The 26,977-nt window shown below is 40.1% G+C and carries 28 protein-coding genes and 3 tRNA genes; 8 read left to right on the forward strand and 23 right to left on the reverse strand.

What is annotated here, in order from left to right; genetic code table 11:
* Window positions 1-10 precede the first annotated feature (10 nt).
* From nusA to tpiA, 7 genes are all read right to left on the reverse strand, one after another.
* Window positions 11-1,495, reverse strand: coding sequence for a transcription termination factor NusA (gene nusA, locus B806_RS0102750; RefSeq protein ID WP_002115134.1), 1,485 nt, complete (start codon window positions 1,493-1,495; stop codon window positions 11-13).
* Between the two features lie 37 nt (window positions 1,496-1,532).
* On the reverse strand, window positions 1,533-2,057 hold the full coding sequence (rimP, locus tag B806_RS0102755) for a ribosome maturation factor RimP (RefSeq protein WP_002114922.1): 525 nt from the start codon (window positions 2,055-2,057) through the stop codon (window positions 1,533-1,535).
* Window positions 2,058-2,272: 215 nt separating this feature from the next.
* A tRNA-Met gene (locus tag B806_RS0102760) sits at window positions 2,273-2,349 on the reverse strand.
* Window positions 2,350-2,438: 89 nt separating this feature from the next.
* Window positions 2,439-2,515: transfer RNA gene (locus B806_RS0102765), tRNA-Met, on the reverse strand.
* A 38-nt stretch (window positions 2,516-2,553) separates the two neighbouring features.
* Window positions 2,554-2,638 (reverse strand) — tRNA-Leu (locus tag B806_RS0102770).
* Between the two features lie 56 nt (window positions 2,639-2,694).
* Window positions 2,695-3,024 (reverse strand): preprotein translocase subunit SecG, encoded by a 330-nt coding sequence (gene secG / locus B806_RS0102775; protein WP_017398731.1) that lies wholly within the window; start codon window positions 3,022-3,024, stop codon window positions 2,695-2,697.
* A 12-nt stretch (window positions 3,025-3,036) separates the two neighbouring features.
* On the reverse strand, window positions 3,037-3,831 hold the full coding sequence (tpiA, locus tag B806_RS0102780; protein ID WP_017402589.1) for a triose-phosphate isomerase: 795 nt from the start codon (window positions 3,829-3,831) through the stop codon (window positions 3,037-3,039).
* Between the two features lie 291 nt (window positions 3,832-4,122).
* Here tpiA and pilB point away from each other — a divergent pair, with 291 nt between their 5' ends.
* Genes pilB through coaE form a run of 4 tightly spaced genes read left to right on the forward strand, consistent with a single transcriptional unit; the run spans window position 4,123 to window position 8,547 of the window.
* Window positions 4,123-5,835, forward strand: coding sequence for a type IV-A pilus assembly ATPase PilB (gene pilB, locus B806_RS0102785; RefSeq protein ID WP_017402590.1), 1,713 nt, complete (start codon window positions 4,123-4,125; stop codon window positions 5,833-5,835).
* Between the two features lie 27 nt (window positions 5,836-5,862).
* A complete protein-coding gene (locus B806_RS0102790; protein ID WP_017402591.1) occupies window positions 5,863-7,089 on the forward strand; it encodes a type II secretion system F family protein in 1,227 nt (408 codons plus the stop codon).
* Window positions 7,089-7,949 (forward strand): A24 family peptidase, encoded by an 861-nt coding sequence (locus B806_RS0102795; protein ID WP_017402592.1) that lies wholly within the window; start codon window positions 7,089-7,091, stop codon window positions 7,947-7,949. Before B806_RS0102790 ends, B806_RS0102795 begins: the two co-directional genes overlap by 1 nt.
* A 1-nt stretch (window position 7,950) precedes the next feature.
* A complete protein-coding gene (coaE, locus tag B806_RS0102800) occupies window positions 7,951-8,547 on the forward strand; it encodes a dephospho-CoA kinase (RefSeq protein WP_017402593.1) in 597 nt (198 codons plus the stop codon).
* Here coaE and B806_RS0102805 read toward each other — a convergent pair.
* The 4 genes from B806_RS0102805 to B806_RS0102820 all read right to left on the reverse strand — a co-directional run bounded on the left by B806_RS0102805 (window position 8,544) and on the right by B806_RS0102820 (window position 12,059).
* Entirely contained in the window at window positions 8,544-9,458 is a 915-nt protein-coding gene (locus B806_RS0102805; RefSeq protein WP_017402594.1) for a DMT family transporter, read from the reverse strand. The genes coaE and B806_RS0102805 overlap by 4 nt on opposite strands.
* A 35-nt stretch (window positions 9,459-9,493) precedes the next feature.
* Window positions 9,494-10,243 carry a 23S rRNA (guanosine(2251)-2'-O)-methyltransferase RlmB gene (gene rlmB, locus B806_RS0102810; protein WP_016142380.1) on the reverse strand — a complete coding sequence of 250 codons (750 nt, stop codon included), beginning with the start codon at window positions 10,241-10,243 and terminating at the stop codon, window positions 9,494-9,496.
* Window positions 10,244-10,345: 102 nt separating this feature from the next.
* Window positions 10,346-10,672, reverse strand: a complete 327-nt coding sequence (locus tag B806_RS0102815) for a pyrimidine/purine nucleoside phosphorylase (RefSeq protein WP_002115102.1) — start codon at window positions 10,670-10,672, stop codon at window positions 10,346-10,348.
* Between the two features lie 76 nt (window positions 10,673-10,748).
* Window positions 10,749-12,059, reverse strand: coding sequence for a tetratricopeptide repeat protein (locus B806_RS0102820; RefSeq protein ID WP_017402595.1), 1,311 nt, complete (start codon window positions 12,057-12,059; stop codon window positions 10,749-10,751).
* Window positions 12,060-12,173: 114 nt separating this feature from the next.
* On the opposite strand from B806_RS0102820, the gene recN reads away from it, so the two are divergent.
* The 3 genes from recN to ruvX all read left to right on the forward strand — a co-directional run bounded on the left by recN (window position 12,174) and on the right by ruvX (window position 14,959).
* Window positions 12,174-13,841 carry a DNA repair protein RecN gene (recN, locus tag B806_RS0102825; RefSeq protein ID WP_005079353.1) on the forward strand — a complete coding sequence of 556 codons (1,668 nt, stop codon included), beginning with the start codon at window positions 12,174-12,176 and terminating at the stop codon, window positions 13,839-13,841.
* Between the two features lie 123 nt (window positions 13,842-13,964).
* The gene (locus B806_RS0102830; RefSeq protein WP_017402596.1) at window positions 13,965-14,519 is read left to right on the forward strand and encodes a YqgE/AlgH family protein; all 555 of its coding nucleotides are present in this window, start codon (window positions 13,965-13,967) and stop codon (window positions 14,517-14,519) included.
* Window positions 14,519-14,959 (forward strand): Holliday junction resolvase RuvX, encoded by a 441-nt coding sequence (gene ruvX / locus B806_RS0102835; protein ID WP_002115066.1) that lies wholly within the window; start codon window positions 14,519-14,521, stop codon window positions 14,957-14,959. The genes B806_RS0102830 and ruvX overlap by 1 nt, the downstream gene beginning before the upstream one ends.
* 31 nt (window positions 14,960-14,990) lie before the next feature.
* Here the strand turns inward: ruvX and B806_RS0102840 are convergent, their stop codons facing one another.
* From B806_RS0102840 to B806_RS19115, 4 genes are read right to left on the reverse strand one after another with little or no spacing between them, the layout of a single operon-like run.
* Window positions 14,991-15,992: an HlyD family secretion protein gene (locus B806_RS0102840; protein ID WP_002114928.1), complete on the reverse strand. Its 1,002-nt coding sequence runs from the start codon at window positions 15,990-15,992 to the stop codon at window positions 14,991-14,993.
* Window positions 15,993-16,031: 39 nt separating this feature from the next.
* Complete coding sequence (locus B806_RS0102845) at window positions 16,032-16,238, reverse strand: DUF1656 domain-containing protein (protein WP_017402597.1); 207 nt, start codon at window positions 16,236-16,238, stop codon at window positions 16,032-16,034.
* Entirely contained in the window at window positions 16,231-18,330 is a 2,100-nt protein-coding gene (locus B806_RS0102850; RefSeq protein ID WP_017402598.1) for an FUSC family protein, read from the reverse strand. The genes B806_RS0102845 and B806_RS0102850 overlap by 8 nt, the downstream gene beginning before the upstream one ends.
* A complete protein-coding gene (locus tag B806_RS19115; protein ID WP_002115031.1) occupies window positions 18,321-18,452 on the reverse strand; it encodes a hypothetical protein in 132 nt (43 codons plus the stop codon). Before B806_RS19115 ends, B806_RS0102850 begins: the two co-directional genes overlap by 10 nt.
* A 367-nt stretch (window positions 18,453-18,819) precedes the next feature.
* On the opposite strand from B806_RS19115, the gene B806_RS0102855 reads away from it, so the two are divergent.
* Window positions 18,820-19,593, forward strand: a complete 774-nt coding sequence (locus tag B806_RS0102855; protein WP_002114686.1) for an IclR family transcriptional regulator — start codon at window positions 18,820-18,822, stop codon at window positions 19,591-19,593.
* A gap of 194 nt (window positions 19,594-19,787) precedes the next feature.
* Here B806_RS0102855 and B806_RS0102860 read toward each other — a convergent pair whose 3' ends face one another.
* The 8 genes from B806_RS0102860 to B806_RS19120 form a co-directional block, all read right to left on the reverse strand.
* Complete coding sequence (locus B806_RS0102860; RefSeq protein ID WP_017402599.1) at window positions 19,788-20,399, reverse strand: alpha-ketoglutarate-dependent dioxygenase AlkB; 612 nt, start codon at window positions 20,397-20,399, stop codon at window positions 19,788-19,790.
* Entirely contained in the window at window positions 20,396-21,250 is an 855-nt protein-coding gene (locus tag B806_RS0102865; protein ID WP_017402600.1) for a methylated-DNA--[protein]-cysteine S-methyltransferase, read from the reverse strand. Before B806_RS0102865 ends, B806_RS0102860 begins: the two co-directional genes overlap by 4 nt.
* A 130-nt stretch (window positions 21,251-21,380) precedes the next feature.
* Window positions 21,381-21,968 carry a CDP-diacylglycerol--glycerol-3-phosphate 3-phosphatidyltransferase gene (gene pgsA / locus B806_RS0102870; protein ID WP_002114808.1) on the reverse strand — a complete coding sequence of 196 codons (588 nt, stop codon included), beginning with the start codon at window positions 21,966-21,968 and terminating at the stop codon, window positions 21,381-21,383.
* A 118-nt stretch (window positions 21,969-22,086) separates the two neighbouring features.
* Entirely contained in the window at window positions 22,087-22,881 is a 795-nt protein-coding gene (locus tag B806_RS0102875) for a thioesterase family protein (RefSeq protein ID WP_017385361.1), read from the reverse strand.
* A gap of 121 nt (window positions 22,882-23,002) precedes the next feature.
* Window positions 23,003-24,802 (reverse strand): excinuclease ABC subunit UvrC, encoded by a 1,800-nt coding sequence (gene uvrC, locus B806_RS0102880; RefSeq protein WP_031944454.1) that lies wholly within the window; start codon window positions 24,800-24,802, stop codon window positions 23,003-23,005.
* 133 nt (window positions 24,803-24,935) lie between these two features.
* Window positions 24,936-25,466: a peptidoglycan hydrolase gene (locus B806_RS0102885; protein ID WP_025465945.1), complete on the reverse strand. Its 531-nt coding sequence runs from the start codon at window positions 25,464-25,466 to the stop codon at window positions 24,936-24,938.
* A gap of 309 nt (window positions 25,467-25,775) precedes the next feature.
* Window positions 25,776-26,819, reverse strand: coding sequence for a DUF1311 domain-containing protein (locus B806_RS0102890; RefSeq protein WP_014208214.1), 1,044 nt, complete (start codon window positions 26,817-26,819; stop codon window positions 25,776-25,778).
* Complete coding sequence (locus B806_RS19120; RefSeq protein ID WP_014208213.1) at window positions 26,816-26,941, reverse strand: hypothetical protein; 126 nt, start codon at window positions 26,939-26,941, stop codon at window positions 26,816-26,818. Before B806_RS19120 ends, B806_RS0102890 begins: the two co-directional genes overlap by 4 nt.
* Window positions 26,942-26,977: the final 36 nt, after the last annotated feature.

Consider the following 26,977-nt stretch of genomic DNA (forward strand, 5'->3'; position numbering starts at 1 on the left):
ATTTCATCTCCTAGTTAAACCATGATTCGCGAGCTTTCATGATCAATTGACCTGCTTTTTCATGACCAAGTCCTTCAATATCAGAGATATCGTCAGTAGCCTGATCTGCCAAATCGTCGACAGTAATAATACCGCGAGCGGCAAGCGAGTAAGCGATCTCAGAAGTCATGCCTTCCATAGTGAGAAGGTCTGCGCTCGGTTCTTGAATATTTTCTTGCTGTTTCAAAGCATCAGTAAGGGCTGCTTCTTTTGCACGACTTTGCAATAACTCAACCAATTCAGCATCAAGCTCAATTTCGTCAAAAGTTTCAGCAGGAACATAAGCAATCTCTTCTAAAGAAGTGAAGCCCATTTCCACCAATGCCATTGCTAAATCTTCTTCAATATCGAGACGTGATACAAACATATCAAGATATTGCTGAGCTTCATTTTGCTGACGAGCACGATACTCTTCTTCAAGCATCATGTCGAGTTTGTAGCCAGTTAAATCAGAAGCTAAACGAACGTTTTGACCTTGAGAGCCAATCGCACGAGCTAATTGATCGCTGGTTGCAAAAATAATGTCGGCACTTCTTGCATCTTCATCAAGCACGATGCCTGAAACATCAGCTGGTTCTAATGCACTAGCAATGTATTGAGCCGGATCATCAGACCAGACTACTACATCAATACGTTCACCATTTAACTCTTGCTGTACAGCTTGAATACGCGTACCACGCATACCAATACATGCACCTACAGGGTCAATACGATGATCATTTGTTTTCACTGCAATTTTAGCACGAACACCCGGTTGACGTGCCGCTGCTTTAATTTCAATAATTTCTTCAGAAATTTCTGGAATTTCTTTTTTCATTAAAGCAATTAACATTTCAGGCTTAGCGCGTGATAACAATAACTGAGCGCCACGACCTTCACGGTTAACATTATATAAAATAGCGTTTACACGTTGTTTTGGACGAAGAATTTCTTTTGGAATCATCTCTTCGCGTGCAAGATAAGCTTCTGCATTGTCGCCTAAGTCGATAATGAAGCCATCTTTGGTTTGTTTTTTCACTTCACCGTAAATTAACTCACCAACTTTAGACTCGTATGCATCAGCAACTAAAGCACGCTCAGCTTCACGAATTTTTTGTACGATAACTTGTTTTGCAATTTGTGCAGCAATACGACCAAACTCAATAGATTCTACTTCGAGTTCACGCACGTCACCAATTGACCATTTAGCTGGATCAACGTCAGAAATTGCATCTTGGCAAGCTGGCATTTCGTGATCTTCATCTGCCACAACAGTCCATTGACGGAACGTACGGTAATCACCAGTTTTACGATCAATTTCTACACGAAGCTGAGCTTCTTCAGCATGCGTACCTTCGTAAAATCTTTTCTTCGTTGCAGCAACTAGAGCTTGTTCTAAAGCTTCGAAGATCGCTTCACGACTAACACCTTTTTCATTACTAACCGTTTCAACAACGGTAAGAATTTCGCGGCCCATAAGTCACCTACCGATTTCTTATAAAATTTAAATAAATTTAATCTTGATAGATCAAGTTTGCTTTATCGATATTGTTGCTGTCGATCACAAGCACATGCTTCCCATCAACTTCAACCTGAATTTCTTCATTTTCAAGGTCTACTGCGATAAGTTTTGCTTGAAATTTACGACGGTTTTCTACTGCTGCAATTAAACGCAAAGCAATTTGTTGTCCGATGTAGCCTTGTAACTGTTCTAGTTGAAAAAATGGACGATCCCAACCCGGTGAAGAAACTTCTAATGAATACTCACCTGAGATTGGATCATGAACATCCAACATTGCGCCAACTTGTTGTGTTACACGCACACAATCTTGTACACCAATACCACGGCCTAGTTCTACTTCACCATCTTCATTAATTACTGGCTCAGCATCTTCACTTACCGCTTTATCGATATAAATACGCAATAATGAACGTTTACCTTGTGGGAGAAACTCGATTCCCCAAAGGTCGACACCACATGCTTCCACTGCCGGAACAATTAAGTCATGCAATGCTTGGGATTTATTTGATAATTTCATTTACTCTCGTCATTCTCGTGCGATTCAATCGGTTGTTTTAACCGACACAGACCTACTATAGTGAAGCATGACTATTTGACCAATTGATGTCGACACTACACGATAGCGATACGATAACCAATAAAAAAGGGCGTTAATCGCCCCTATTTAGCACAGAAAACAATAGTCCACTGTGCAGAAAGGCCCACCTGTCTGTGAGCCTCTTTTAAGAAACTTGGTAGCGGGAGCTGGATTTGAACCAACGACCTTCGGGTTATGAGCCCGACGAGCTACCAGACTGCTCCATCCCGCATCAACGTGCAAAAATTATATACAAATATCGAAAAAAGTCAATGTAAACTTATCTAATATTCGCTTGATTAAGTTGCACCTCAATCAAATTGGTAGCGGGAGCTGGATTTGAACCAACGACCTTCGGGTTATGAGCCCGACGAGCTACCAGACTGCTCCATCCCGCATCAAAAAACTGCTTGCACTCAACTTTCTGGTTCAAAGTTGGTGCGGAAGGGGGGACTTGAACCCCCACGCCCGAAGGCACTACCACCTCAAGGTAGCGTGTCTACCAATTCCACCACCACCGCAGCTTGTGGGACGCATTCTAGTCCTTCCCACTACAAAAGGAAAGCCCTATTTCGAATTATTGACTCGTTTTTGGTGCATTTGGTGAAGTTTCAGGCGATGTCGTTTGAACTGGCGCTGTAGTTTGTACAGTTTTCAAACTATATGCATCAGTAGTCTGTTTTTTCGCAAAAACAGCTAGAGTTAAACTCGTCACAAAAAACAACGCTGTTAAGATAGCAGTAAGTCGAGTAAGGAAGTTACCTGAACCTGATGCACCAAATACAGTTGCTGCTCCGCCACCGCCGAAAGAAGCACCGGCATCAGCACCTTTACCGTGTTGCACTAGAATTAAGGCAATCATCAGTACCGCTAAAATAATATGTACGATCAGTACAAAAGAGTGCATACCCTATCCTCGTTATTTACTTTGTGCAAAGGCTTGTACGATTTGATAAAAAGATGCTGCATTTAATGAAGCACCGCCTACCAACGCACCATTAATATCTGGACATGCCGCCAATTCGACCGCATTTTCAGCTTTTACACTACCGCCATATAAAATCGCAATGTCTGAACCCGCTGGGGTAATCTGACTTAAACCTTCACGAATCTTAGCATGCATTGCCTGTGCATCTTGTGGAGAAGCAGTTTTACCTGTCCCAATTGCCCAGATTGGCTCATAGGCAACTACAATTTGCTTTTGCCATTGCTCAGCAGTCACTACAGGAGCAATATCACAAATTTGTTGCAATACAACTTGCTCTGCCAAACCTTGTTCACGTTGTTCGAGGCTTTCACCAACACAATAAATGACAGTCAAGCCCGCATTTAATGCATTTTGGAGTTTAGCTTTCAAAATTTCAACGTTATCGCCAAAAATATCACGGCGCTCAGAATGCCCAACCAGTACAAAATTAATTTGGCTATCTTTTAATAATTCTGCGCTGACTTCGCCAGTATACGCACCAGTACCCGCTACACGTGATACATCTTGTGCAACTGTATATACTGTTCTTGCAGCATCTTGCAATTGTGTTTGTACCATTGCAAGCGCAATAGAAACCGGAGCAACCCCTACATGACAGCTTTCATCTGCAATTTGGTTTTGTTGCAATAGTTGTTTAAATTCTTCTATAAGTTGTTTGGCATTGGCGCGCATTGGGTTCATTTTCCAGTTGCCAACTACCCAAGGCGTAATCGTCGAACCCGACATACGGCTCACCTTTCATCAAAAATGCAGCACATTCTACACGCATTTATACAAATTTCAGATACTTTTCTTTAACGGCTTTGCCCATATCTTTTCTACTAATTGAAAACAGTTATAAAACTTTATCGAGTCTAAAGAATCGTCTTTTAAAAATTAATGAATAAAAACTTCGACTAGTTCAAGCTTTGGCGAGTGGATCAAGACCAGAGCATCATTTTCTCAGGTAGTAATTTTAGATAACAAAAGTATAATTTTTTATATACCAATTATAAACATATGAGCACAGGTAGGCAGATGTCAGTCATACATACATCTCCAAAATTTTCGGGGTTTTTTCGACGATTAGTCGAAGAAAAACATGTGTCGGCAGCGACCATGCAAACAGCATTAGATGCAGCAAAGAGAGCTAAACGGGATACAGTTGCGTACCTGATTGAAGAGGTTCATCTCTCCCCTTCTTTATTAGCTGAAACAATTTCTATTGAATTTGCTGAACCATATTTTGATCTGGATGTTTACGATACAAGCCAAATTCCCAAGGATTTGGTCGATCAGAAACTGGTTTTAAAACATCGGGTCTTACCTCTCATACAAAGAGGACAGATTTTATATGTCGCAACCAGCAACCCGAGTAATATTGAAGCAATTGATGCCATTCGCTTTAATAGCAAGCTCATGGTTGAACCAGTTATTGTCGAGCACCATAAGCTTGAGAAAATTCTGACGCAGCAATTTACCGAAGAAAGCAGTTTCGAGTTTAATGATGAAGAGTTTGATCTTGATGTAGACCTTGAAGCTCCACCCTCACAAGAGGATGAGGAAGAAACGCCTCAAGGCGATGAAGCACCTATTGTTAAATATATTAATAAATTACTCATCGATGCAATTCGTATGGGGGCTTCAGACTTACATTTTGAACCCTATGAGAAATCATATCGGGTTCGTTATCGAGTCGACGGCGTGTTGCGTCAGATTGCAAATCCACCTTTGCAATTGGCTAACCGTTTGGCTTCACGTTTAAAAGTCATGTCTCAAATGGATATTTCCGAGAAACGAGTGCCTCAAGATGGTCGTATCAAGCTTAAGTTATCAAAGACTAAAGCAATCGATTTTCGTGTGAACTCACTTCCAACTTTGTTTGGTGAAAAACTGGTTCTGCGTATTCTCGATCCTTCTAGCGCAATGCTCGGAATTGATGCTTTAGGATATGAAGAAGATCAGAAAGCTCTTTTTTTAGAAGCACTCGATAAACCACAAGGTATGCTTTTAATTACAGGTCCTACCGGTTCTGGTAAAACGGTATCTTTATATACTGGCTTAAATATTTTAAATACTGAAAGCTCTAATATTTCCACTGCCGAAGATCCAGTCGAAATCAACCTTGAAGGCATTAATCAGGTTAACGTTAACCCAAAAGTAGGTCTTACTTTTTCGGCCGCACTGAAATCATTTTTACGTCAAGACCCTGACATTATTATGGTCGGTGAGATTCGTGACTTAGAAACGGCTGAAATTGCGATTAAAGCTGCACAAACCGGTCACATGGTAATGTCAACACTACATACCAATAGTGCTCCAGAGACACTTACTCGCCTACGTAATATGGGTGTTCCATCCTTTAATATCGCAACGTCTGTCAATCTGGTGATTGCTCAACGTTTGGCGCGTCGGTTATGCCCACAGTGTAAAACACCTGCCGACATTCCTAAACAGAGCCTATTAGAAATGGGCTTTACCGACCAAGATTTAACCCATCCCGATTTTCAAGTTTTCCAGCCTGTCGGTTGTACTGAGTGTCGTGAAGGCTATAAAGGTCGAGTAGGTATTTACGAGGTAATGAAAGTTACACCTGAAATTTCCAAGATTATTATGGAAGATGGCAATGCTTTAGAAATCGCTGCTGCTTCTGAAAAACTGGGGTTTAATAATCTGCGTCGTTCAGGATTAAAGAAAGTCATGCAAGGGGTTACTTCTTTACAAGAAGTCAACCGTGTGACCAGTGAATAAAAGACAATTTAAAAATAAGGATAATTCATGACTGTGAAAAAGGCACAAATGATGCCGACTTTTGCTTATGAAGGGGTTGACCGTAAGGGCATAAAAATTAAGGGAGAACTTCCGGCTAAGAATATGGCCTTAGCCAAAGTCACCCTACGCAAACAAGGGGTAACTGTCCGTAATATTCGAGAAAAGCGTAAAAATATTCTTGAAGGTTTATTCAAGAAGAAAGTATCCACACTCGATATCACGATTTTCACCCGTCAACTTGCAACGATGATGAAAGCAGGGGTTCCACTGGTACAAGGCTTTGAAATTGTAGCGGAAGGTTTAGAAAACCCTGCTATGCGCGAGGTAGTACTCGGTATTAAAGGCGAAGTTGAAGGTGGTAGTACCTTTGCTTCAGCTTTAAGAAAGTATCCTCAACACTTCGATAACTTGTTTTGTTCTCTTGTAGAGTCTGGTGAACAATCTGGTGCACTTGAAACCATGTTGGACCGTGTAGCAATTTACAAAGAAAAAAGTGAATTGCTTAAACAGAAAATTAAGAAGGCTATGAAATATCCAGCAACGGTTATTGTAGTTGCTGTGGTTGTTACCATTATTTTGATGGTTAAAGTAGTGCCTGTTTTCCAAGACCTGTTTTCTTCTTTTGGTGCAGATTTACCTGCATTCACCCAAATGGTCGTGAATATGTCGAAATGGATGCAGGAATACTGGTTCATTATGATTATTGTGATTGGAGCAGTGATTGCTGCCTTTCTGGAAGCCAAGAAGCGCAGCAAAAAATTTCGTGATGGTTTAGATAAACTCACCCTGAAACTACCTATCTTTGGTGATCTGGTTTATAAGGCGATTATTGCCCGTTATAGCCGTACTTTAGCCACCACGTTTGCCGCTGGTGTTCCGCTCATTGATGCGCTTGAGTCAACGGCTGGTGCAACCAACAATGTCATTTATGAAGAAGCCGTCATGAAAATTCGTGAAGATGTAGCTACAGGCCAACAACTTCAATTTGCAATGCGTGTTTCAAATCGTTTTCCATCTATGGCTATACAAATGGTCGCAATTGGTGAAGAATCTGGTGCACTAGACAGCATGCTCGATAAAGTTGCCACTTATTATGAAAATGAAGTTGATAATGCCGTTGATGGTTTAACTTCAATGATGGAACCTTTAATCATGGCAATTTTAGGGGTGCTCATAGGCGGTCTAGTAATTGCTATGTATCTTCCAATTTTCCAAATGGGCTCAGTCATATAATGCAAGAAATTATTGCTTATTTTATTCAAAACTTAACTGCACTTTATATTGCAGTCGCACTATTGAGCCTATGTATTGGTAGCTTTTTGAATGTGGTAATTTATCGCATCCCCAAAATGATGGAACAAGATTGGCAGCAGGAATGTCAAATGTTGCTTAATCCCGAACTACCCATCATTGAGCATGAAAAGCTGACATTAAGTAAACCTGCTTCATCATGTCCTGCATGTCAGCAACCGATCCGTTGGTATCAAAATATTCCAGTTATAAGCTGGTTAATGTTAAGAGGAAAATGTGGCCATTGCCAACATCCTATTAGCATTCGTTATCCAGCGATTGAATTACTCACGATGCTATGTTCATTAGTAGTCGTCATGGTTTTTGGTCCAACCCTACAAATGCTTTGGGGGCTAGTGCTCACTTGGATTTTGATTGCTTTAACATTTATAGACTTTGATACTCAGCTACTACCTGACCGTTTCACCCTACCTTTGGCTGCTCTCGGCTTAGGTATTAATACCTTTAATATTTACACCTCGCCTAACTCAGCCATTTGGGGATGTTTAATCGGCTTTTTATGTCTTTGGATTGTGTATTACTTATTTAAAGTGATTACAGGCAAAGAAGGTATGGGCTACGGCGACTTTAAATTGCTTGCCGCATTAGGCGCGTGGATGGGGCCATTGATGCTGCCATTAATTGTGCTATTGTCATCTTTACTCGGTGCAATTATTGGCATCATTTTACTAAAATTGCGTAATGATAATCAGCCCTTTGCGTTTGGGCCCTATATTGCCATTGCGGGTTGGGTTGCCTTTTTATGGGGTGACCAGATTATGAAAATTTATTTGGGAGGTTAAGATGGCTTTTATTCTGGGAGTCACAGGTGGTATTGGCAGTGGAAAATCTGCTGCAACACAATGGTTTGAATCCCAAGGAATACAAGTCGTCGATGCCGATATTGTTGCTCGCGAAGTGGTTGAAAAAGGCGAACCTGCCCTCCAAAAAATCCAACAAACTTTTGGAGATTGGGTGCTTCAACCCGATGGCAATCTAGATCGTCGTGCCCTACGTGAATATATTTTTCAAAACCCTGAAGCAAGACAAACACTTGAGAAAATCACGCATCCAGCCATTCGCCAATCTATTATTCAACAGCTACAAAACCCAAAAAGTCCTTATGTGATTTTAGTTTCACCCCTACTTTTTGAAACCAACCAGCATGAATTGGTTAATCACACTCTATTAGTTGATGCGAGTGAACAAACTCAAATTCAGCGTGCAAGTCAGCGAGATGGGCAAAACCAAGAACAAATCCAGAAAATTATTGCAGCACAAATGCCACGCGAGCGTAAACGTGAACTTGCCAATGACATTGTGTTTAATGACGGATTACTCGAACATTTATATCAGCAATTAGAACCTTTACATCAAAGCTATTTGAAGCGCGCCAACTAATCTTGCTTATTTTGCTGTTGAATCTTTTGTGCCAAGCTATCTTGTCGAAACCAGCGCCAAGGTTGTAAGGCACCGATTCCCATTCCAACCAAGCCTACAACAATCGATGGACTTAATGATTCACCAAGTAAAGGTACAGCTAAAATGGCAGCAATAAACGGCGCCAAAGTAACAATACTTCCCGTTTTAAAAGCACCAAGTCTTTGGATAGCCGCAACATAGGTTAATGTCGCAATAATCACGACAAACACACCATGGAAAATACCTTGTATCGCTAGATGAACAGGACTGACTTCCATGAAATGCTTTGGTAAAAATAGAGCATAGATGGGTAAGTAAATAATTGCAGACCAAATCGCGACACTTGCCATAGAGTGCCATGCAGAAAGTTTCCACTGTTTAAGTAATACAGTGAAAATCCCCCACCAAATCGCACTAATAAAAAGAAGTAAATCCCCCATGCCAAAAGCAGAAGCATTACCTTGCAACATCAACACACTCATGAGAGCCAAGGCAGTGATCATAATTGCCAGACTCACCCATGTATGCTTATCAAATGGTTGTCTAAATAAAATGTATGCTGCAATTGCAGTACAAATTGGGATACAACCATTTAAAAAAATGGCAGCATGTGCAGCGGGAGCATAGAGAAACGCGGTATAGACGGTAAGACAATAAATAACTCCGCCAATGAGCGCCAAAATAACAGCGTGCTTACTCCATAAAAAAGCGAGATCTTTCTTATAGATCAAAATCGGCATCAAAATCAGGAAGGCGATAGCAAAGCGCAGCGCAGCAATGTCCCAAGCACTGATGTGCCACTGTGCATTTAAACGGGCAAAAAGTGTAAACCCGCCCCAAATGCACATGGTCACCAATAAAAAAAAATAACCTTGCTTACGGGGAGACATATCAAGACTGCTTACAAACTAGAAAGGCAGCTAGATTATACCTCAGAACGCTGACGGCAAGCCTCATAAAGTGCCATACCCGTTGCCACGCTCACATTTAGACTCTGTAAATTTCCAGACATCGGAATATAAACTTTATGATCACACTGTGCCTGTGTAATTGGGCGTAAACCCGTATCTTCTGCTCCCATCACGATCACGACTGGACCCGCGAAATCGCATTTTTGAATTGGCATTGCACTTTCATCAAGCATAGTGCCAATCACACGTGTATGAGTCGTTTCTTTGAGATGGGCTAATGTACGAGCCAAGTTTGTGACTTGAATGAATTTAACTTTCTCAGCTCCACCCGCTGCAACTTTACGAGCTGTTGGGGTTAAACTTGCCGAACGATCACGAGGTACAATCACTGCTTGCACGCCCATTGCAGCAGCGGTACGGATGCAGGCCCCTAAGTTATGCGGGTCTGTCACCTGATCTAATGCCAGCAATAAAGCATCTGGGGTTTCAGCTAAGATCTGATCTAGATCTTTTTCATTTAAAGTCGGATGCGGACGTACTGCTGCAACCACGCCTTGATGAAACGGTAGACCTGCAAGCTTTTCGAGACTATCACGGCTTGCTTTTTGTACACTAATTCCAAAAGGCTCTGCCAATTGCAAAATCTTTTGCAAACGCTGGTCATCCCGTCCTTTTAAAGTAAACAGGGTTAGCACACGTTCCGGTTCAAGTTCTAACAATGACTCCACTGAATGAACGCCATAATAATATTCCGGTTTTGCCATGCATGACCTCTAACAACGTTTGAGCAAAAAAATAAAAATCCTGCAAAGCCAACTTCACAGGATTTCTTTGGGCATAGTGTACCCGATTTGAATAGGAATTTCTTAGCCTTCTAAATGGCACACGTAATCGAGCACTTCATCAGTTTCGATTTTAAAAAGACTATTACCAGGCACATAAAATGATTGGCCTGCACGGAACAACTCACTTTCATTACTGTCCGCGATTGTTACACGGCATTCACCTGAAATAATTTCCATACGCTCAGGAACATGGGTTTCAAAAGTTAAAGCTTGCTCAGTCGGCAAAATAACACCTAGTGTTTTTTTTGTTCCATCTTCAAATTGCACGGTATGGCTGATACATGCTCCACCAAAATAAACGTTTGATTTTTTGATGACCGTTACATGATCAAATTGGGTTGAACTCATGCACACTCTCCAGATAATGCCGTATTTATATAAATTATGATGAATGTAGTTTAATTGTGCCTAAATAACTAATCAATCAGTTTTCATACGGATAGACTTGTAATTTCCACTGCTGTGCCTGAATTTTTTTGGCAAAAGCATAAGGTAAGTTAATCTCAATATTTCGACTATTCGACACAATTGCATCGTATCTGCAAACTTCGACCTGATTTTCATCTAGAAGTACCCAACACACTCTCTGTGCAGTTGGATGGGCAACTGCTGTAGCAACTACCGGTGAACCGTCATTCATTCCTACATGAAAATTTTCGCTGTCGTTTTGCATTAACGCCAGATCATAAGCTGGAAAATCGATAGCATCTGAATCGAATTGCTGGCTATCGTGTATAAGCACACTTTGTTTTAAAGTCGGCCAAATACAGTAGCGCAAATAATGCTGATCCATCACCCGATTATCCAGATAACGTCCGGTGGCAACATAATCCCTGATATGTGCTTCAATATTATGAAAAATCCCTGTATATCCACCCCACATTCCCGCCAAAATTAACTCGGTATGAGAATAATTGTCTCGCATTAAGTGAAACCATTTATCACTCTTGAGCCAAGCATCGACAGCTGCTTTTTCGCGGTGCGAGACAATGGAGTCGGCATCACGTATCAGAAAACGCTTAATTGTCGGATCATCCATCACCAAAAAGCGCCAAAACAAACCAGATAGCTGTTTTTGAGAATCTGTAACCTGAATAACTTGCGCGCCCTTCTCTTTTAAACGCTGTTGCACCAGTACTGGCACAGTATCATCGACATAAAAGCGACACGTCCATTCAGGATAAATTTGTTTGGCTAACTGAATATTTAAAATAGAGGTTTCACAATAGCGAGGGTTTGCCCCAAACAAAGAAAAAGCAATAATATTTTCTTGAGGGTTTGCACTAAATGCTGGTGGTACCTGATCTGGAATTGCCAAAACAGGTTCGCTCTTCGTTAGTTCTTTTTTAGTTGCAATTGCCAAGCGTCCAAATTTGATTGTTTCTTCTTTTTTCTTTAAATGATGACAAACTTCTGTGAGTCCATCATATAAGTTTGTATTTACATTAGCTCCACTTGCTTGAATCGCTTGTAAATAATGTTGATAGGCATCGTTATAACGGCCTAAGCGCAATTCGGTATAAGCTAAATCTGACAAGGCACCTGGATGCTTAGGAACTAAGCTAACAGCTTGTTTAACATGTTGATAAGCTTTGGCATAATTCCCTTGTGCTGCGGCTTGTTTAAATGCATTAAAATGCTGATTTAAAATTTTATTCATTTCCGCAGGATTGTTTTTTTTATGGCGGTTGATCATCCCTATTGGTGGTTTCGGTAAGCTTAATGTTTTTTTCATTGTAAATATCCGCAATCTTGCTGTTCTATAATTTCAGTTAGAATAATAGATCACTTGTAGCAAATTCAAAACTTCTCTATCTTTAACCCATAATTTGGCGCGTTGGATGCGTTTATGCTCACACATTTAACTTTAATTAATTTTGCATTAGCTGATCATTTGGCTATTGATATAGAACAAGGATTTAATGTTCTAACAGGCGAAACAGGTGCCGGAAAATCATTATTACTGGATGCACTCTCTGCCTGCCTAGGGGAACGTACAGATACAAATTATGTCCGTTATGGTTCGGATAAAGCGGATATCACCGCAGTTTTTACCTATCAAAATAATAGTCCTGAAGCAAAATGGCTCCAAGACCACGAGCTAGATGATGATTCTGGGGAAATTCATTTACGTCGTGTGATTTTCGCAACCGGACGTAGTAAAGCATGGGTCAATGGACGCCCAAGTAGTCTATCTGAACTCAAAGAATTAGGCCGTTTGCTCGTTCAGCTCTATAGTCAGCACAGCCAGCAGCAGCTGCTTGAACCGCCTTATCCAAAGCATTGGCTAGATCGTTATAACAATTTTTATGCTGAAGCAAATGATGTACGTGAAGCCTATAGCACATGGCAACGTACCATTCGTTTGCATCAAGCAGCCTTAGATGCACAAGCAACGCGTCTACAACGCATTGGTACTTTAGAGCATCAAATTGAAGAACTCGAAGAGGTCATTCAAACTGACTATAAAGAAATTGAGCAAGAGTTCGATCGCCTTAGTCATCATGAACATATCATGCAAGATTGTAGCTATAGCCTAAATGTGCTTGATGAAGCTGAGCAAAACATTACTCAAGAAATGTCTTCGATTATTCGTAGATTAGAATCCCACGCGGGCCGTAGCGAACAACTTTCCGAGATTTATAATTCTTTACTGAATGCTCAAAGTGAAATAGATGATGCAACAGCAAACTTGCGTCAATTTATTGATCGTCAAAGCTTTGATCCTGAACGAATGGAAGAACTAAACTCCAAGTTGGAAGTTTTCCATCGTTTAGCACGTAAATACCGAACTCAACCAGAAACGCTTAAAGAAGAATATGAAGCTTGGCAAAGCGAGCTTGAGCAATTACATCAACTTGAAGACCCAGAAACACTGGCAGAACAAGTTGAGAAGTCGCATAAGGAGTTCTTAGAGAAAGCTCAGCATTTAGACAACATTCGTCGTGAAGCTGCTGCTCCACTTGCTAAACAATTAACCGAACAAGTCAAACCTTTAGCACTACCAGAAGCACATTTTGAGTTTAAGTTTGAACCATTAGAGCAACCTACCGCTGAAGGCTTAAGCTTTATTCAGCTGTTATTTACTGCCAATAAGGGTATTCCTCCACAACCATTAGCACGCGTCGCTTCAGGTGGTGAACTTTCACGTATTGCGTTAGTTATGCAAGTCATGAACGCTGAAAAAACCGAAGCAGAAGTGTTAGTGTTTGATGAAATTGATGTCGGGATTAGTGGTGGTACAGCAGAAGTTGTGGGACGTTTACTTGCCGACTTAGCCCAACATGTTCAACTTTTATGTATTACCCATCAGGCACAAGTTGCTGCACAATCAGATCAGCATTTATTAGTTAAAAAGCAACAAACTGATCCGGCAAGCAGTACAATTGTGGAACTAGACGAAAATCAAATCATTTTTGAGTTAGCTCGCATGTCAGGCGGTGTTGAAATTAATGAAACAACCTTGCAACACGCAAAACAATTACGCCAACTTAAATTTCAGGCTTCTTCAAATTAATAAAAAATGAGAGAAAAAGATTGGCGAAATCCGATTAACTCTTGTATGTTGATAAAAAGAACCTATATAGATAAAAGGGTCGAGAGACCCTCTAGTGACATTTTTTGAGGGAGAACCGCTTAGGTGACCAAACAATATCTGACTCACCGTTGTCTGATTGCCCCGCCAGAAATGGCAGATGACTTTTTCGCAAACACTGTAATTTATCTTGCCCGTCATGATGAAGAAGGTGCTCAAGGCATTATTATTAACCGCCCTTCCGGCATTCAAATTAAAGAATTACTCAATGATCTCGACATTGAAGCAGACAATGTAAATCCACATGTGGTTTTACAAGGTGGGCCATTACGTCCCGAGGCTGGATTCGTTCTTCATACTGGACAACCGACATGGCATTCATCTATTGCTGTAGGTGAAAATGTTTGTATTACTACCAGTAAAGATATTCTTGATGCGATTGCCCACAATGAAGGTGTCGGCCGATATCAAATTGCTTTAGGTTATGCGAGCTGGGGTAAAAACCAGTTAGAAGATGAAATTACGCGCGGTGACTGGCTCATTTGTGATGCCGATATGGATCTGATTTTTAACCTGCCTTATGACGATCGTTGGGATGCAGCCTATAAAAAAATCGGTGTAGATCGTTCATGGTTAGCATCTGAAATCGGACATGCTTAATGACCGAAACACAATCAAAATCGATTATGGCTTTTGACTTTGGTACTCAAAAAATGGGAATGGCGATTGGTCAGTCTTCAATTGAAAGTGCCAATCCCCTCCCTCTATTTGTGATGAAAGATGGTATTCCAAACTGGGATCAGCTCTTAAAAATCGTGAAAGAATGGCAACCTGATCTATTTTTGGTTGGTTTGCCTTTGAATATGGATGATAGCGAGTCAGAACTTTCTACACGTGCCCGCAAATTTGCGAGACGTTTACGCCATCAAACCAATATTGAAACATTAATGGTAGATGAGCGTCTAACTACACGTGAAGCACGAGAAGAACTCGGTTTCTACCAAGAGCAAGGTCGAGCAAAAAAACTTTCTGCAGATAGTTTTGCAGCAGCCTTACTCATTCAAAGTTGGTATCGAAATCCGGTCGGTTTAACCCCGTAATATTAAAAAGGAAGGCTAAAGCCTTCCTTTTTTATTTCTCGATAATATGCACAGTTGCCGTACGTCCAGAGACGAAAGCAAGCTGGTTCTTTGGTGTTTCATCCAATACGATTTTTACAGGCACACGCTGCGCTAAACGAACCCAACTAAACGTTGGATTTACATTAGCAAGAAGTTTAGAGCTGCTTGAGCGTTCACGATCTTCGATACCAGATGCAATACCTTGTACATGGCCTTTAATTTTTTGGCTATCACCCATTAACTGTACACTGGCCTGATCGCCGACATGAATACGGTTTAACTTCGTCTCTTCAAAATAGCCCACAACATAGAGTTGTTTACGGTCAAGTAGTGCCGCAACAGCCTGACCAACTTGAACATAGTTACCTGGGCGCATATCAAAGTTAGATAAAGTACCATCAGCTGGGGCAATTACAGCAGCACGATGCATATTAAGCTCAGCCAAATGCAAATTACTCGTAGCCGCCTCAATGAGAGCCTGTTGTTGTTTAACAGTTGCTTCTGCTTGCTGAATGGCAGCTTGGAGTTGCTCATGTTCAGCATGGGATTGATCACGTGTTGCGAAAACTTGATCTTGTTCTTGTTTAGAGATGGCGCCATCCATAAGGTTTGAATAGCGGCTTGCGTTTTTCTCGGCTAACTTAATATTCGTATCCGATTTAATCAGGTTCGCTTTTGCTTGTGCTAAACCAGCTTGCGCTTGGGCAAATGCTGCATTTGCTTTTGCTAAATCAGATTTTGCCTGCTCTACATCTAAAGCTCGGCGAGAAACATCAATTTTAAAGAGCACCTGACCTTTTTTCACAGTCTGGTTATCTTGAACCAATACTTCTGTCACAAGCCCCGCGACATCCGAAGATACTTGAATAACGTCACCACGAACTCGACCATCCCGCGTCCACGGCGCCGCGTTATAGTAATTCCACAAATGCACAATGGTATAGACCGCCACCATTAATGCGACAATCAAAATTACTGGACGGATGACTTTTTTCAAATCCACCTGATTCATTTCACTCACCTAACTCAATCTTTAATTTCGCAAACATCTCTACGCACCGACCCCAACAAAAATTTGATGTATTACCAAAAGTAATAAGAGGTAAAAACACAAATTAAAAATACTAGATAATGCAATCCAGCCTTGTGCAATCAACTTATTTGTTAAAGGACTTAACCCACGGAAACAGATATATGCCAAGAGTGCTTGAACGAGCAAAGAAGGCACATAAATACCATAAACATTAAACTCACCCATTTGCTGTGGCTCCTCTCAGGGTGCTGTTTTCATTCATTTGCTCTGATGAAACGTGGCACATGCTATAAGCAATATTGTTCAGTGAAATGAGTAGTCTTTGTCGCATAGTCATATCTTCAACATTTGAAGCAAGCTGTTTTAATTCAAATAACGCTCGGTAGATTCGCTCTACTAAAGCGGTCGTATCATTTTCATCATTTTCTTTAGCTCTAAACAACTCATCCAGATTTTGTTGCAAATCGCCAATATGCTGAGTGAGTTCGGATGTTTGAGGAAACTGATTGGCTAACTCTTGCAATCGGCTTAAATCAACAATACTACTCGACTCAATCAGAGCCTGATGAATTGAAGTTTTAATCTCGTCTGATTGCACCATTTTGCTGTTTAGAATCCCAATCCGATCTAGCATACTGCGTAGATGAACTTTAAAATCAAGACCATATGGCAGATAGATCGCTTGTCGCATGGCGCGATAATGCAAGGCTAAAATACGGCTTGCACTTGTATCTGGTGACATGGCGCGAACAACATCAATGACAATCAAAGACACTAAAACACCTAAGATCATGGCAAATGAACTATCAAGATAAGACACTGCATCCATGCTATAAGCATTGTGCAGGTTTAGTCCCATCATGGTATTAATACCCAACACCATACCTACTGGCATCAGCATCTGGTTAGCCATCATAGACACTGCGAATAAGAACATCGGTAATAAAACCAGTCCAAGTTCCCAAAAGGTGGTGACATGCGGGAAAATACCAAATGCATAAACGAAAACTAAAACTGCTGAAGCTATACTGCCCCAGATAAAAATACGCAGAACCGGAACCGGGTTATCTAAGGCCGTTAAAATACAGGCGGTTACTGCGCCCATCTGTGCCATCATAAATCCAGCTTTCCACCCCGAAACAATCCAGACTCCAGTCACAATAAATGTAATAAGGACTGCACTAATACCGCCTCGTATCGCTACACCATGATCACGGTGCAAACTTGGATATTTGGTCGTCATTGGGGTAATGTTGTCAGGAATTTCTTTATTACCTTGCTGAATTCGCTGCCACAAAACTTTAACCGCTAAAACATTGCTAATGAAATGACGCACATCCATTTTCATGGCTGCAACTAAAACTTGTTGATGTGTAGAAGCCGACTCCATCAAACTTGCAAAATCGCTTTCAAACTCATCAGGCAACTGCAAAATATTTTCATCAATAATCAGATCTTTTTGCTCTAAAAACTGTACAACATGAGCTGAAAGCTGTTGCAGTTTTTCTGCATGAGTCTCGATAAATCGAAGTTCTTTAAGCTGCTTAATACGCTCAGATAAAGCGACTAGATTAGCGACCACCATTGAGATTTGATGAAGCATTTCCTGCAAGGGTTTGGTCATACCATGCAACTCGCCCTTCTCATAGCTCAAATGTACAGCCAAAGCATGAATATCTGTGGTGTCGCGAGTAATGGCAGCCAAGAGCTGAGTATTGTTCTGCTGCGAATCTGTATTTAATAAATTAGCAAAAAGATTCTCTGTATCTTTTAGGGTTTTTATCACCCGCTGTTTAATTGCCGAGCCAATATGCATTGGAAGAATCGTGGCAGAAACCACTGCACTTGAAATCACGCCAATCGAAATTTCTATAACCCGAGCTAAAGCAATATCGAATATATTGTATTGATCAATATAGGTAATCGCATTGAAGACGATCATGGCTGTCGAGTAACCCGCCAGCATAAAAGCGTAACTACGTGGAGTACGATCGAGTAACGACACATAAAGCGCAAAACCCACCCACAACGACAACACCACGGTAAATATCCAAGGTGTATTAATTAAATGCGGTGTTAGAGTTAAGGCAATCACAGCTCCGCCAATTGTCCCTACCACTCGATAGACACATTTAGAGGACACCATTCCTGAATATGGATTGGCAATAATCAGGACCGTACCAATCGACCACATCGGGTTAATCAGATCTAATTCAAACGAAACAAATAGTGCCAACATTCCGGCAATAAATGTTTTTAAGGCAAAGATCAGATCAAGCCTACTCGGGCGGAACGCCAGTATTTGCTTTAATAACATGAACTCATCTCAAATACAGATTTGAACTGATGAGCATGCCCTTCAATATTTGATTGTCTTTCTAAAGACAACACAACTTTGCCATTTGCCTCAAAGCAAATGATATGAGGAGCATCCTTCAATACAATGATTTTTCCACATCTCGCCTGATTGGCAGAGATGATTTCAGTTTGGGCGCCATTTAAACGGCCAAGCTTTGGAAAGAAGAGGTATCAAGAAATCAATCTAGAACCGACCAATTTCTCGATTAGATATTTTGTTTGGCAATTTTTTCAAAATAAAGCGATTTAGTCAACTAAAATATCTCTATTTGATAATTTGATATATTTTTTAATTATCGTATATGATGTATAAGCCGAGAGAAGTTTTCTCTTTGTCAGAGTAAAATACTCAAATCAGGCATTTATTTTAGAATTGAGACAAATCTTCTTTTTTTCTGTTATAAAAACTCAAAGATGACTCGTTGTTAAAGGATACGAACAAGACATTATGGCAATTTCAAGTTTTGGCAAAATTTTAACCGTACTGGACCTATTTTCAGTTTCGCGTCCAATCATTAATGTCGATATTATTTGCGAAGAACTTGGCTTGTCCAAACCAACGAGTTACCGTTACCTCAAAGAGCTAGTATCAGCTGATCTATTAAAACGCATTAATGGAACCTCTGGCGATTATACCTTAGGCTCAAAAATTGCAGTTCTTGACTATATATCTAGAACAACCGACCCACTGGTTCAAATCAGCACGCCATTTATGCGAAATATTGTAGAGCGTACCGAGCTGTGCTGTTTGCTTACCTATTTAAATGATGATTATTGCATTGACATACATCATGAAATATTTAAAGACACTGAGCTACTTTCATATGGCCGAGGCTGCCCAAGACCGATTTATGTTGGGTCATCTCCAAAAACAATGGTTTCGCATTTAAGTAAACAACGCATGCAAGACTACTACCACCGTTACCAGCAAGAATTAAAACAATCAGGTTTTGCTGAAGATGAACCGAGCTTTATTCAGCGTATGCGTAAAATTAAAAAACAAGGGTTCTATTTCTCACAAGGTGAGATTGACCCAAATGTTTCAGGTCTAGCGGTTCCTGTTCGTTTTTCAAACAAAGAAGTACCTTTAGCTTTGACTTTAGTTGCCTCTAAAAATCGTTTTGATTTTTTAAATGTTGAAAAGCTCATCGAAATTTTGCAAGAAAATGCAGCACTTATTGAACAACGTTTTATGGAATTATCTGAAAAAGGTGAAATCTAAAACCCCACCTTGTGATAATTTAAACTTTTCTTACACTTTAAAACATTGAATATCTCACAATATTCTCATATTATGATTTTAGCTCCTATTGATGATTCTTTTCATCAGCAGCTCATCAGTAGAAGCATCCCCCTCAGAGGAATAAGCTCATGCTGCCATCATGGGCTTTTTTCTTGCCCGCTTTTTAATGAAGGTTATAAAAACTTAAATTGCCGAAAAGTAAGATTAATACGTGGTTGTAAAATCTTTGTTGAGCGATTTAAACGGTGTTGCCAATATTGTTGAGTCTCACCACGCATCACAATGAGTTGGCCTGGCTGTAGCCACAATTCAACTTTCTCTTTACTTTGAATATGTCTAAAAGAAAATTTACGGGTAGCACCAAAGCTTAAAGAGGCGATTGTTGTCGTTCTTGCCAAAGATACATCCGAGTCACTGTGCCAAGCCATTCCTTGGGTTCCATCTTCATAAAGATTTGCCAAACAAGAATTAAATTTTTCTGAAAGTATTTGTTCTACCTGCTGTTTTAGTTTGGCAAGTGCTTTGTCCCAAGGTAAAGAATCACGTGCGACACCCGAATATTTATATTGATAGTAGTCATCTCCATACCATGCAACTTTTCGAGCTGTAATAAAGTGCTTGCCATACAACTTAGCCTCGTCATGTTTCCATGCGAGGTGTTGATAAAGGTAGTGAAAATATTGTTCAGCTTCTTCAGGGCTTAAAATACAACCATAGTCCTGAACTTCACCATCATAGGGTAATAAATTCTCACAAGGCTCTGGAGAAAATAAATCCAAGGTCATACAGTTTCTCCATGTTGCTTTGACATCTCCCAAGCTAACAATGCCAATTTACGCCCCTTTTGCCAATGATATTCTCCGACCATCCCTGTGGCACGGATCACTCGATGGCAAGGAATCAGATACGCAATCGGATTTTGTCCAATTGCAGTAGCAACGGCTCTGACTGCTTTAGGCTTCCCAATTTGCTCTGCAATGTCTTGATAAGTACGCAATTGGCCTTCTGGAATGGTGAGCAAGGCTTCCCATACTTGTAGCTGAAATGGGGTTCCAGCCAAATTAAGTGGAAGTTTTTGCTGTAAGTGTTCTGAAAAATCCTGTTCAAACCACGTTGCAATTTGTTGATGCCAAATCGGTGACTGATTTTTCAATTGAGCTTTCGGAAAGTACTGCTTAATGAGTTGTTCAATATTGGCGTGAGTTTCGATAAACCTTATAGAACATATGCCTTTTTCACTACTGACAACCAACAATTCACCGAAGGGACTTGTCTCAACCGAATAATTAAGAATAACGCCTTCGCCTTTTTGTTTATATTCCCCAGGCGTCATCCCTTCAAGCTGAATAAACAGATCGTGTAAACGTCCTGTGCCAGATAAACCCGTATTTAAAGCAGTTTCCAATAAACTCCGCTGTTGCATCAGATAATATTTAGCCTGTTGCAAACTCATATATTGCACAAATTTTTTCGGGCTAATCCCTACCCATTCCTGAAACTGGCGTTGAATATAACCTGAACTTAAATTCATATGGCTCGCAACATCGTCTAAACTGGGTTGCTGATCTAGATGTTCATATAAATATTCAATCACAGTGGCAATTACAGCAAATTGCCGAGAAGAAAGCATTTGCATGTGTCACCTCCTTAGTACTTATATCTTACATTAAAGTAGCCAAAGCCCTATGACGACCCGATTCTTGCACTCTTTAAAAATAAAAAAAGCCTTTCATTGTAGAAAGGCTTAATCATTCAATATGCAGCACTTAAGGTTGCTTTAAATAAGGCCAAGCTGCTTTAAGATAAATAAACATTGACCATAAAGTTAAAATGACTGCCGTATATAACAAAGCATATGCGAGCATTTCTAAAGGCTGCCAATTAAGTAAGAACACACTAATGGCAATCATCTGAAAGGCTGTTTTATATTTACCTACAGTCGATACTGCCACACTGGTTCGTGCGCCAAGTTCCGCCATCCATTCACGTAAAGCAGAAACTGTAATTTCGCGTGAAATAATCACAATTGCTGCAAAAGCCATTGAGATCGTTGGATTCCACTGCACTAAAACAATCAGTGCAGCCGCCACCATGAGCTTATCTGCAACTGGATCTAAAAAACGGCCAAATGCTGAAGTCTGGTTTAAAGTTCGTGCTAAATAGCCATCAAACCAATCGGTAATAGCAGCAAACACAAAAATAGCCGTCAAGATAATATGACGACTCATACTTCCTTCGTGCTCACCAATACCCATTGCAGGCGGCCAATACGCGATCACCAAAAATACAGGAATAAGCGCGATACGCGCTAATGTTAGGATATTTGGGATATTCAGGATTCGCCCTGTGGTCATAAACACCGCCAATTAAGTCTTCATGCATCTTGTAACAGACAAAAATACTTTCTTCAATATTGTATCTATCTGTAACAGCCACTTTATACGAAATATATGAATCGAGGAAGTGGACTGCTTAGGTAAATACCGTAACAGTTTGCCGTAAAATTGCAATTAAATGATCATTTTGGTCCCAAAGATGGGCATATTCTGTGGAATAACCTTCACCTGCATATTCAGTTACCACTTTATACTTAAACCAGTCACACAATTGATGTTGGAACGGATGGACATAGGTAATGTGCCAAGTTAAAGAACTTGCAGGAGCAACTTGCTTAAACATCGGCAATACACCAGGTGGCCAAATATCCATCAAGACAATTAAATCTGGCAAAGTCATTTGACGATTTTCATGCTTATTAGGATTAAACCTTGACCATCCTCCAAAGTCAGCATACTGACTTCCTGTAACAGGATAATGACCTTCTGCCCAGCATACATCAAAATGTTGATAGCATTCTGGCATTTGTCTAGCAAAAGGAATAGGTTGTAACTCTTCAGGTTGCCTATAAACTGGAACGTTAGGCTCATGTCGCACTTCAATATTCGACGCACGCGGCACACCAAAGCTTGCCACCAAAATCGTTTGTACCGCACCATCTTGCCATAAACGGGTTTCAAGTGTAGTGACCGACTTTCCTTCTCTTAAAATTTCAATAGTCAATTGAGCAGGTCCCTGCTGTACAGGCCCCACAAAAGTAATACTACAGCTTAATAATCTTTTATTTGGATCTTGAATATTGCAGCAGGCCTTTTGCATGAGTAATCCAGCGACAAGACCGCCAAAAACAGTTCGCCCCTGCAACCACCCTTCAGGTATTTCAATCCATTCCTTTTGTTTTATTTCTTCAAATAATTGCAATAATGACATTCACTTCCCTAAAGCACTCTGACTTTTGATGAAACATCTTTCATCATTTTAAAAGGAATGTGAATGATCATTCTTGTACTTATATGCCAACTATTTGGTCACTCGGTATAGAAACCTATCTTTATTCATGCAGAATTTTATAAATCGTTCTTGCCATCATTTCACCAAAACCGGGCACAAGAGTAAGCTCTTTTTCAGATGCTTTTAAAACGCCTTGGATTCCACCAAAATGAGTTAATAAATCTCGACGGCGCTTTGGCCCCAACCCAGGAATTGCCTCTAAAACTGAGGTACTTCGGCGTTTGTCGCGTTTAGCACGATGCTTGGTAATCGCAAAACGATGGGCTTCATCACGCACCTGCTGAATCAAATGCAATGCCTTATGGTCTTCCGGTAACTGGATTTTTGTGCCGTCGGTAAAATGCAGGGTTTCAAGTCCGGGTTTACGCCCTTCACCTTTAGATACACCCACCATAAAAGCGTCTAACCCAAGCTCTTGCATGACTTCCATTGCCATATGGAGCTGGCCTTTACCACCATCAATCAACAGTAAATCAGGCAATATGGCCTTTTTATAACGACGTGTTAAGGCTTGCCGCATAGCAGCATAGTCATCGCCTGCTGTGATGTCTTGAATCGCAAATTGACGGTAGTCGCGTTTACGTGCCCCACCTTGGTCAAACACGACACATGAGGCAATTGGAGCTTCACCCATGGTGTGACTAATGTCAAAACACTCAATACGATCGACAGGTCTTCCCACCACTTGCTCTAACTGATGGAAACGTTCATTAAGTTCTAAATGATTACTCAACTGCCCCTTAATGGCATGTTGAACGTTCATTTCGGCTAGCTCCAGCCACTCGGCACGAGTTTCTCGAACATTACTCTTAATCTGAACCTTTTTGCTAAATTGCTGTGCCAACGCTTCTTGTAATTCTTTACAGTCAGGCAAAGCAATATTTACGATAAGCTCATTGGGTACTTCATCTGCAACCTGAAAGTAAAAGTTCGCCATAAAATCACTGAGCATTTGCCCAAGATCATCACCGAGCATGTCTGGGAAATAACTTTTTCCACCCAGCATTCGCCCATTGCGTACATACATAATTTGCACGCATGTCACACCAGCCTGATATGCAATTGCCAGAATATCCGCTTCGCCTTTGACTTTAAATACGGCTTGTTGGGCTTGTACTTCACGCAATAAAGATAAACGATCACGATAAAAAACAGCTTTTTCAAATTCAAGCTCAGCCGCTGCTTGTTCCATTTTGGCAATGAGCTCTTGATTAAGCTCTTTGGTATCACCTTGCAAAAAGCGAATACTATTATTAACGTCTTCTTTATAATCTTCGGGTGAAATCAGACCTACACAAGGGGCCGAACACCGCTTGATCTGGTATTGCAAACATGGACGCTTGCGCTGTGAAAAATAACTATTTTCGCACTGACGCACATTAAAAAGTTTTTGCAAAACCAGTAACGTATCGCGTGCACTATAGGCACTTGGGTACGGGCCAAAAAACTTACCAATTTGGTGCTTACCTTTACCACGCCCACTGGCAAGCCGAGGATAAGGTTTATCAGCCGAAACAAAAATATAGACATAAGACTTATCGTCCCGCAGCATAATGTTATAAGGCGGACGATGTTGTTTAATTAAATTTTGTTCTAAGAGTAAAGCTTCAGTTTCTGAACGAGTAACCAAAGTTTCAATATCATAAATTCGCGCAACTAAGGCTTGTGTTTTAGGATGCTCAATCGTTTTAACAAAATAACTCGACACCCGATTTTTTAGATTTTTTGCTTTGCCGACATATAACAATTCACCCTCCTTCCCTAGCATTTTATAAACACCTGGAAGTTGGGTCATGTTGGCTAAAATTTTTTCAATATGAGGACGAGCGTTTTGATTCACTATTGGCATGCATGGCTTAATACTGAATACCTAATGTGATGTTTTCACCCCTAATTTTCAAGTGCTTTACTGTGCTAGAACATAAATTTGGAAAGCAATTTAAATATGGTCCGACAGATTGTGTCGTACTCGCTTAAGAATCTAGACGATAGTAACTATATTTAACGTCTTTTTCTTTGTAGACCGCATAGGTTTTTTGACGAAAATCCGAGAACCAACCATTGCCCGTATAGCCTGCAATATGACCATAAGTGTGGCCACTAGTCCGCTCAATAATGTAAATATCACCTTCTTGTGGACGGTTGAAAGCAGGTTTAATTTTCTTATAACCATTCTTTTCTAACGTTTGCCCCCAATCAGAAGCAGCTACAGGATGCTTTGATACATCTGCTCCAGCCGCTTGTAGAGCAATACGGATATTTTTGGCGCATTTCTCTTTACTATGGTTGGCAGAGATACTTTCGAGCTTACTTGAGAACTTATGCAAATTAATATTTTGGTCTTCAGTTTTATGATTTTTAGTTCTAGATCGATTAGATTTTTCAGTTGTCGAAGCTGCTTGTCTTAACATCACTTTTGTTTTTAAATCACCTTGAGAACTGTTTTCTTTTCTCTCTTCGATATGATGAACATGTGCATGAGCTGCGTGATGAGCATGAGCCATTTTAAAACCTACTTCCGCTGACCAGTCTTCGAAAAAACCGCGCCATTGTAGAATCAAAATTGCCTCTTGACTTTTAATAGTTGTAACAAATTACCAGCACCGTGAAATAGGTCACAAAATTTATTAGATACTCTATGTCATAAAAAAACGCCCTTCCGGGCGCTTTAATATTTATTTAAATATACATTACAAATGAAATTCAATTACTGAGCTTAAACCCCTACTTGTAAAATTAGAGTATTTGCCCGTAATTGGTTAATCGCATTCCTTTCAATACGACTGGCCAAGCATTTATAAAGAATTTTAGGATTAATTTAAATTATTTAAATAAACCGTTCGCTCTATCGTTTTTTGAGTAAAGCACTGTGTATATTGCATGTCTTGGTTTTGCTTACGCATGTCAGCAGTCCAATAATCGGATTGCTTTTGGTAAGTTTCTAAGTCTTTTTCAGGAATTTCATCTACAGTCTTTTGTGCCAGCACCTTACATTCAACATCACGTTTTTTAAACCAATCCGATTGATCTTGTTTAAATTGAATTTTTTTCTCAGCACTCAATTTGTCCCAAGTCTGATTTAAGCGTTCCACTTGCTTCGCTTTGTCACTATCCAATTCTTTTTTACGAACATCCATGGCTTCCTGAGCCAAAGCAGTCTGCTCTTCATTATTTTGTTCAGATATTTGCTGATTTTCTTCAATATTTTCTTCAATCAACTCATTTTCTTTAACATAGGCTGCATATTGCACAGCTTTAGTGGCAACAAAAACCAATCCTTCAATCACACTATTTTGAGTTGGCAAGTCAAACACCAAACCCTCTTTATCTGTTTTTGTGATGTTATAGAAAAAGTCACCTTTCAATTGGTCATTTTCAAGAGTCAAAGATGATTCATTATCCGAAAAATAGTCATTGAGCGTATCCGATTCTTTATCAGAATGACGCAGCTCTTCAATATATGCTTTTTCCGCACGTTTTTGTAAACCTTTCGGCAGTGAAATGACCAATTGGCTTTCACAACTTAATTGTGTATTTTTTTGGCTTTCGTCTTCTAATGGTAAAGTGCGGATATTTTTAATTTCAAACTTCAAACCTTGATTAATTTTATTAAGAATATCTGCATCAACCTGATATTGACTTTGTCTTAAGCTACGCTCAATTTGCTTTAAATATTCTTTTTTCAAAGAAGTTTGAATCTGATTTAAATTCTCAGGGTGTGTACAACTCCAATCCGAAACTACCTCAACTTTTTCTGTTTTTGATTTTGGCTCTGGCTTAGATTTACCACATCCAGTCAATATTACTGCTGCACTGAATGTAGTTATTACTAAAGCTTGTTTCATCACCGTATTCATTTATATTCCACGCAAATTTTTAAATTTATTAAGTACAAGAAAGGTATATATTTACCAGTTGTATTATCATCCCAATAATTAATATAAAATTCACCTAAAATTTTAAATAAAGTACTATTCATGCCAATAATCTTTTTTTAAATGCATAAAATAAATGC

The sequence above is a fragment of the Acinetobacter sp. TG2027 genome (assembly GCF_000302435.1).
In the GTDB taxonomy this organism is placed as follows: Bacteria; Pseudomonadota; Gammaproteobacteria; order Pseudomonadales; family Moraxellaceae; genus Acinetobacter; species Acinetobacter pittii.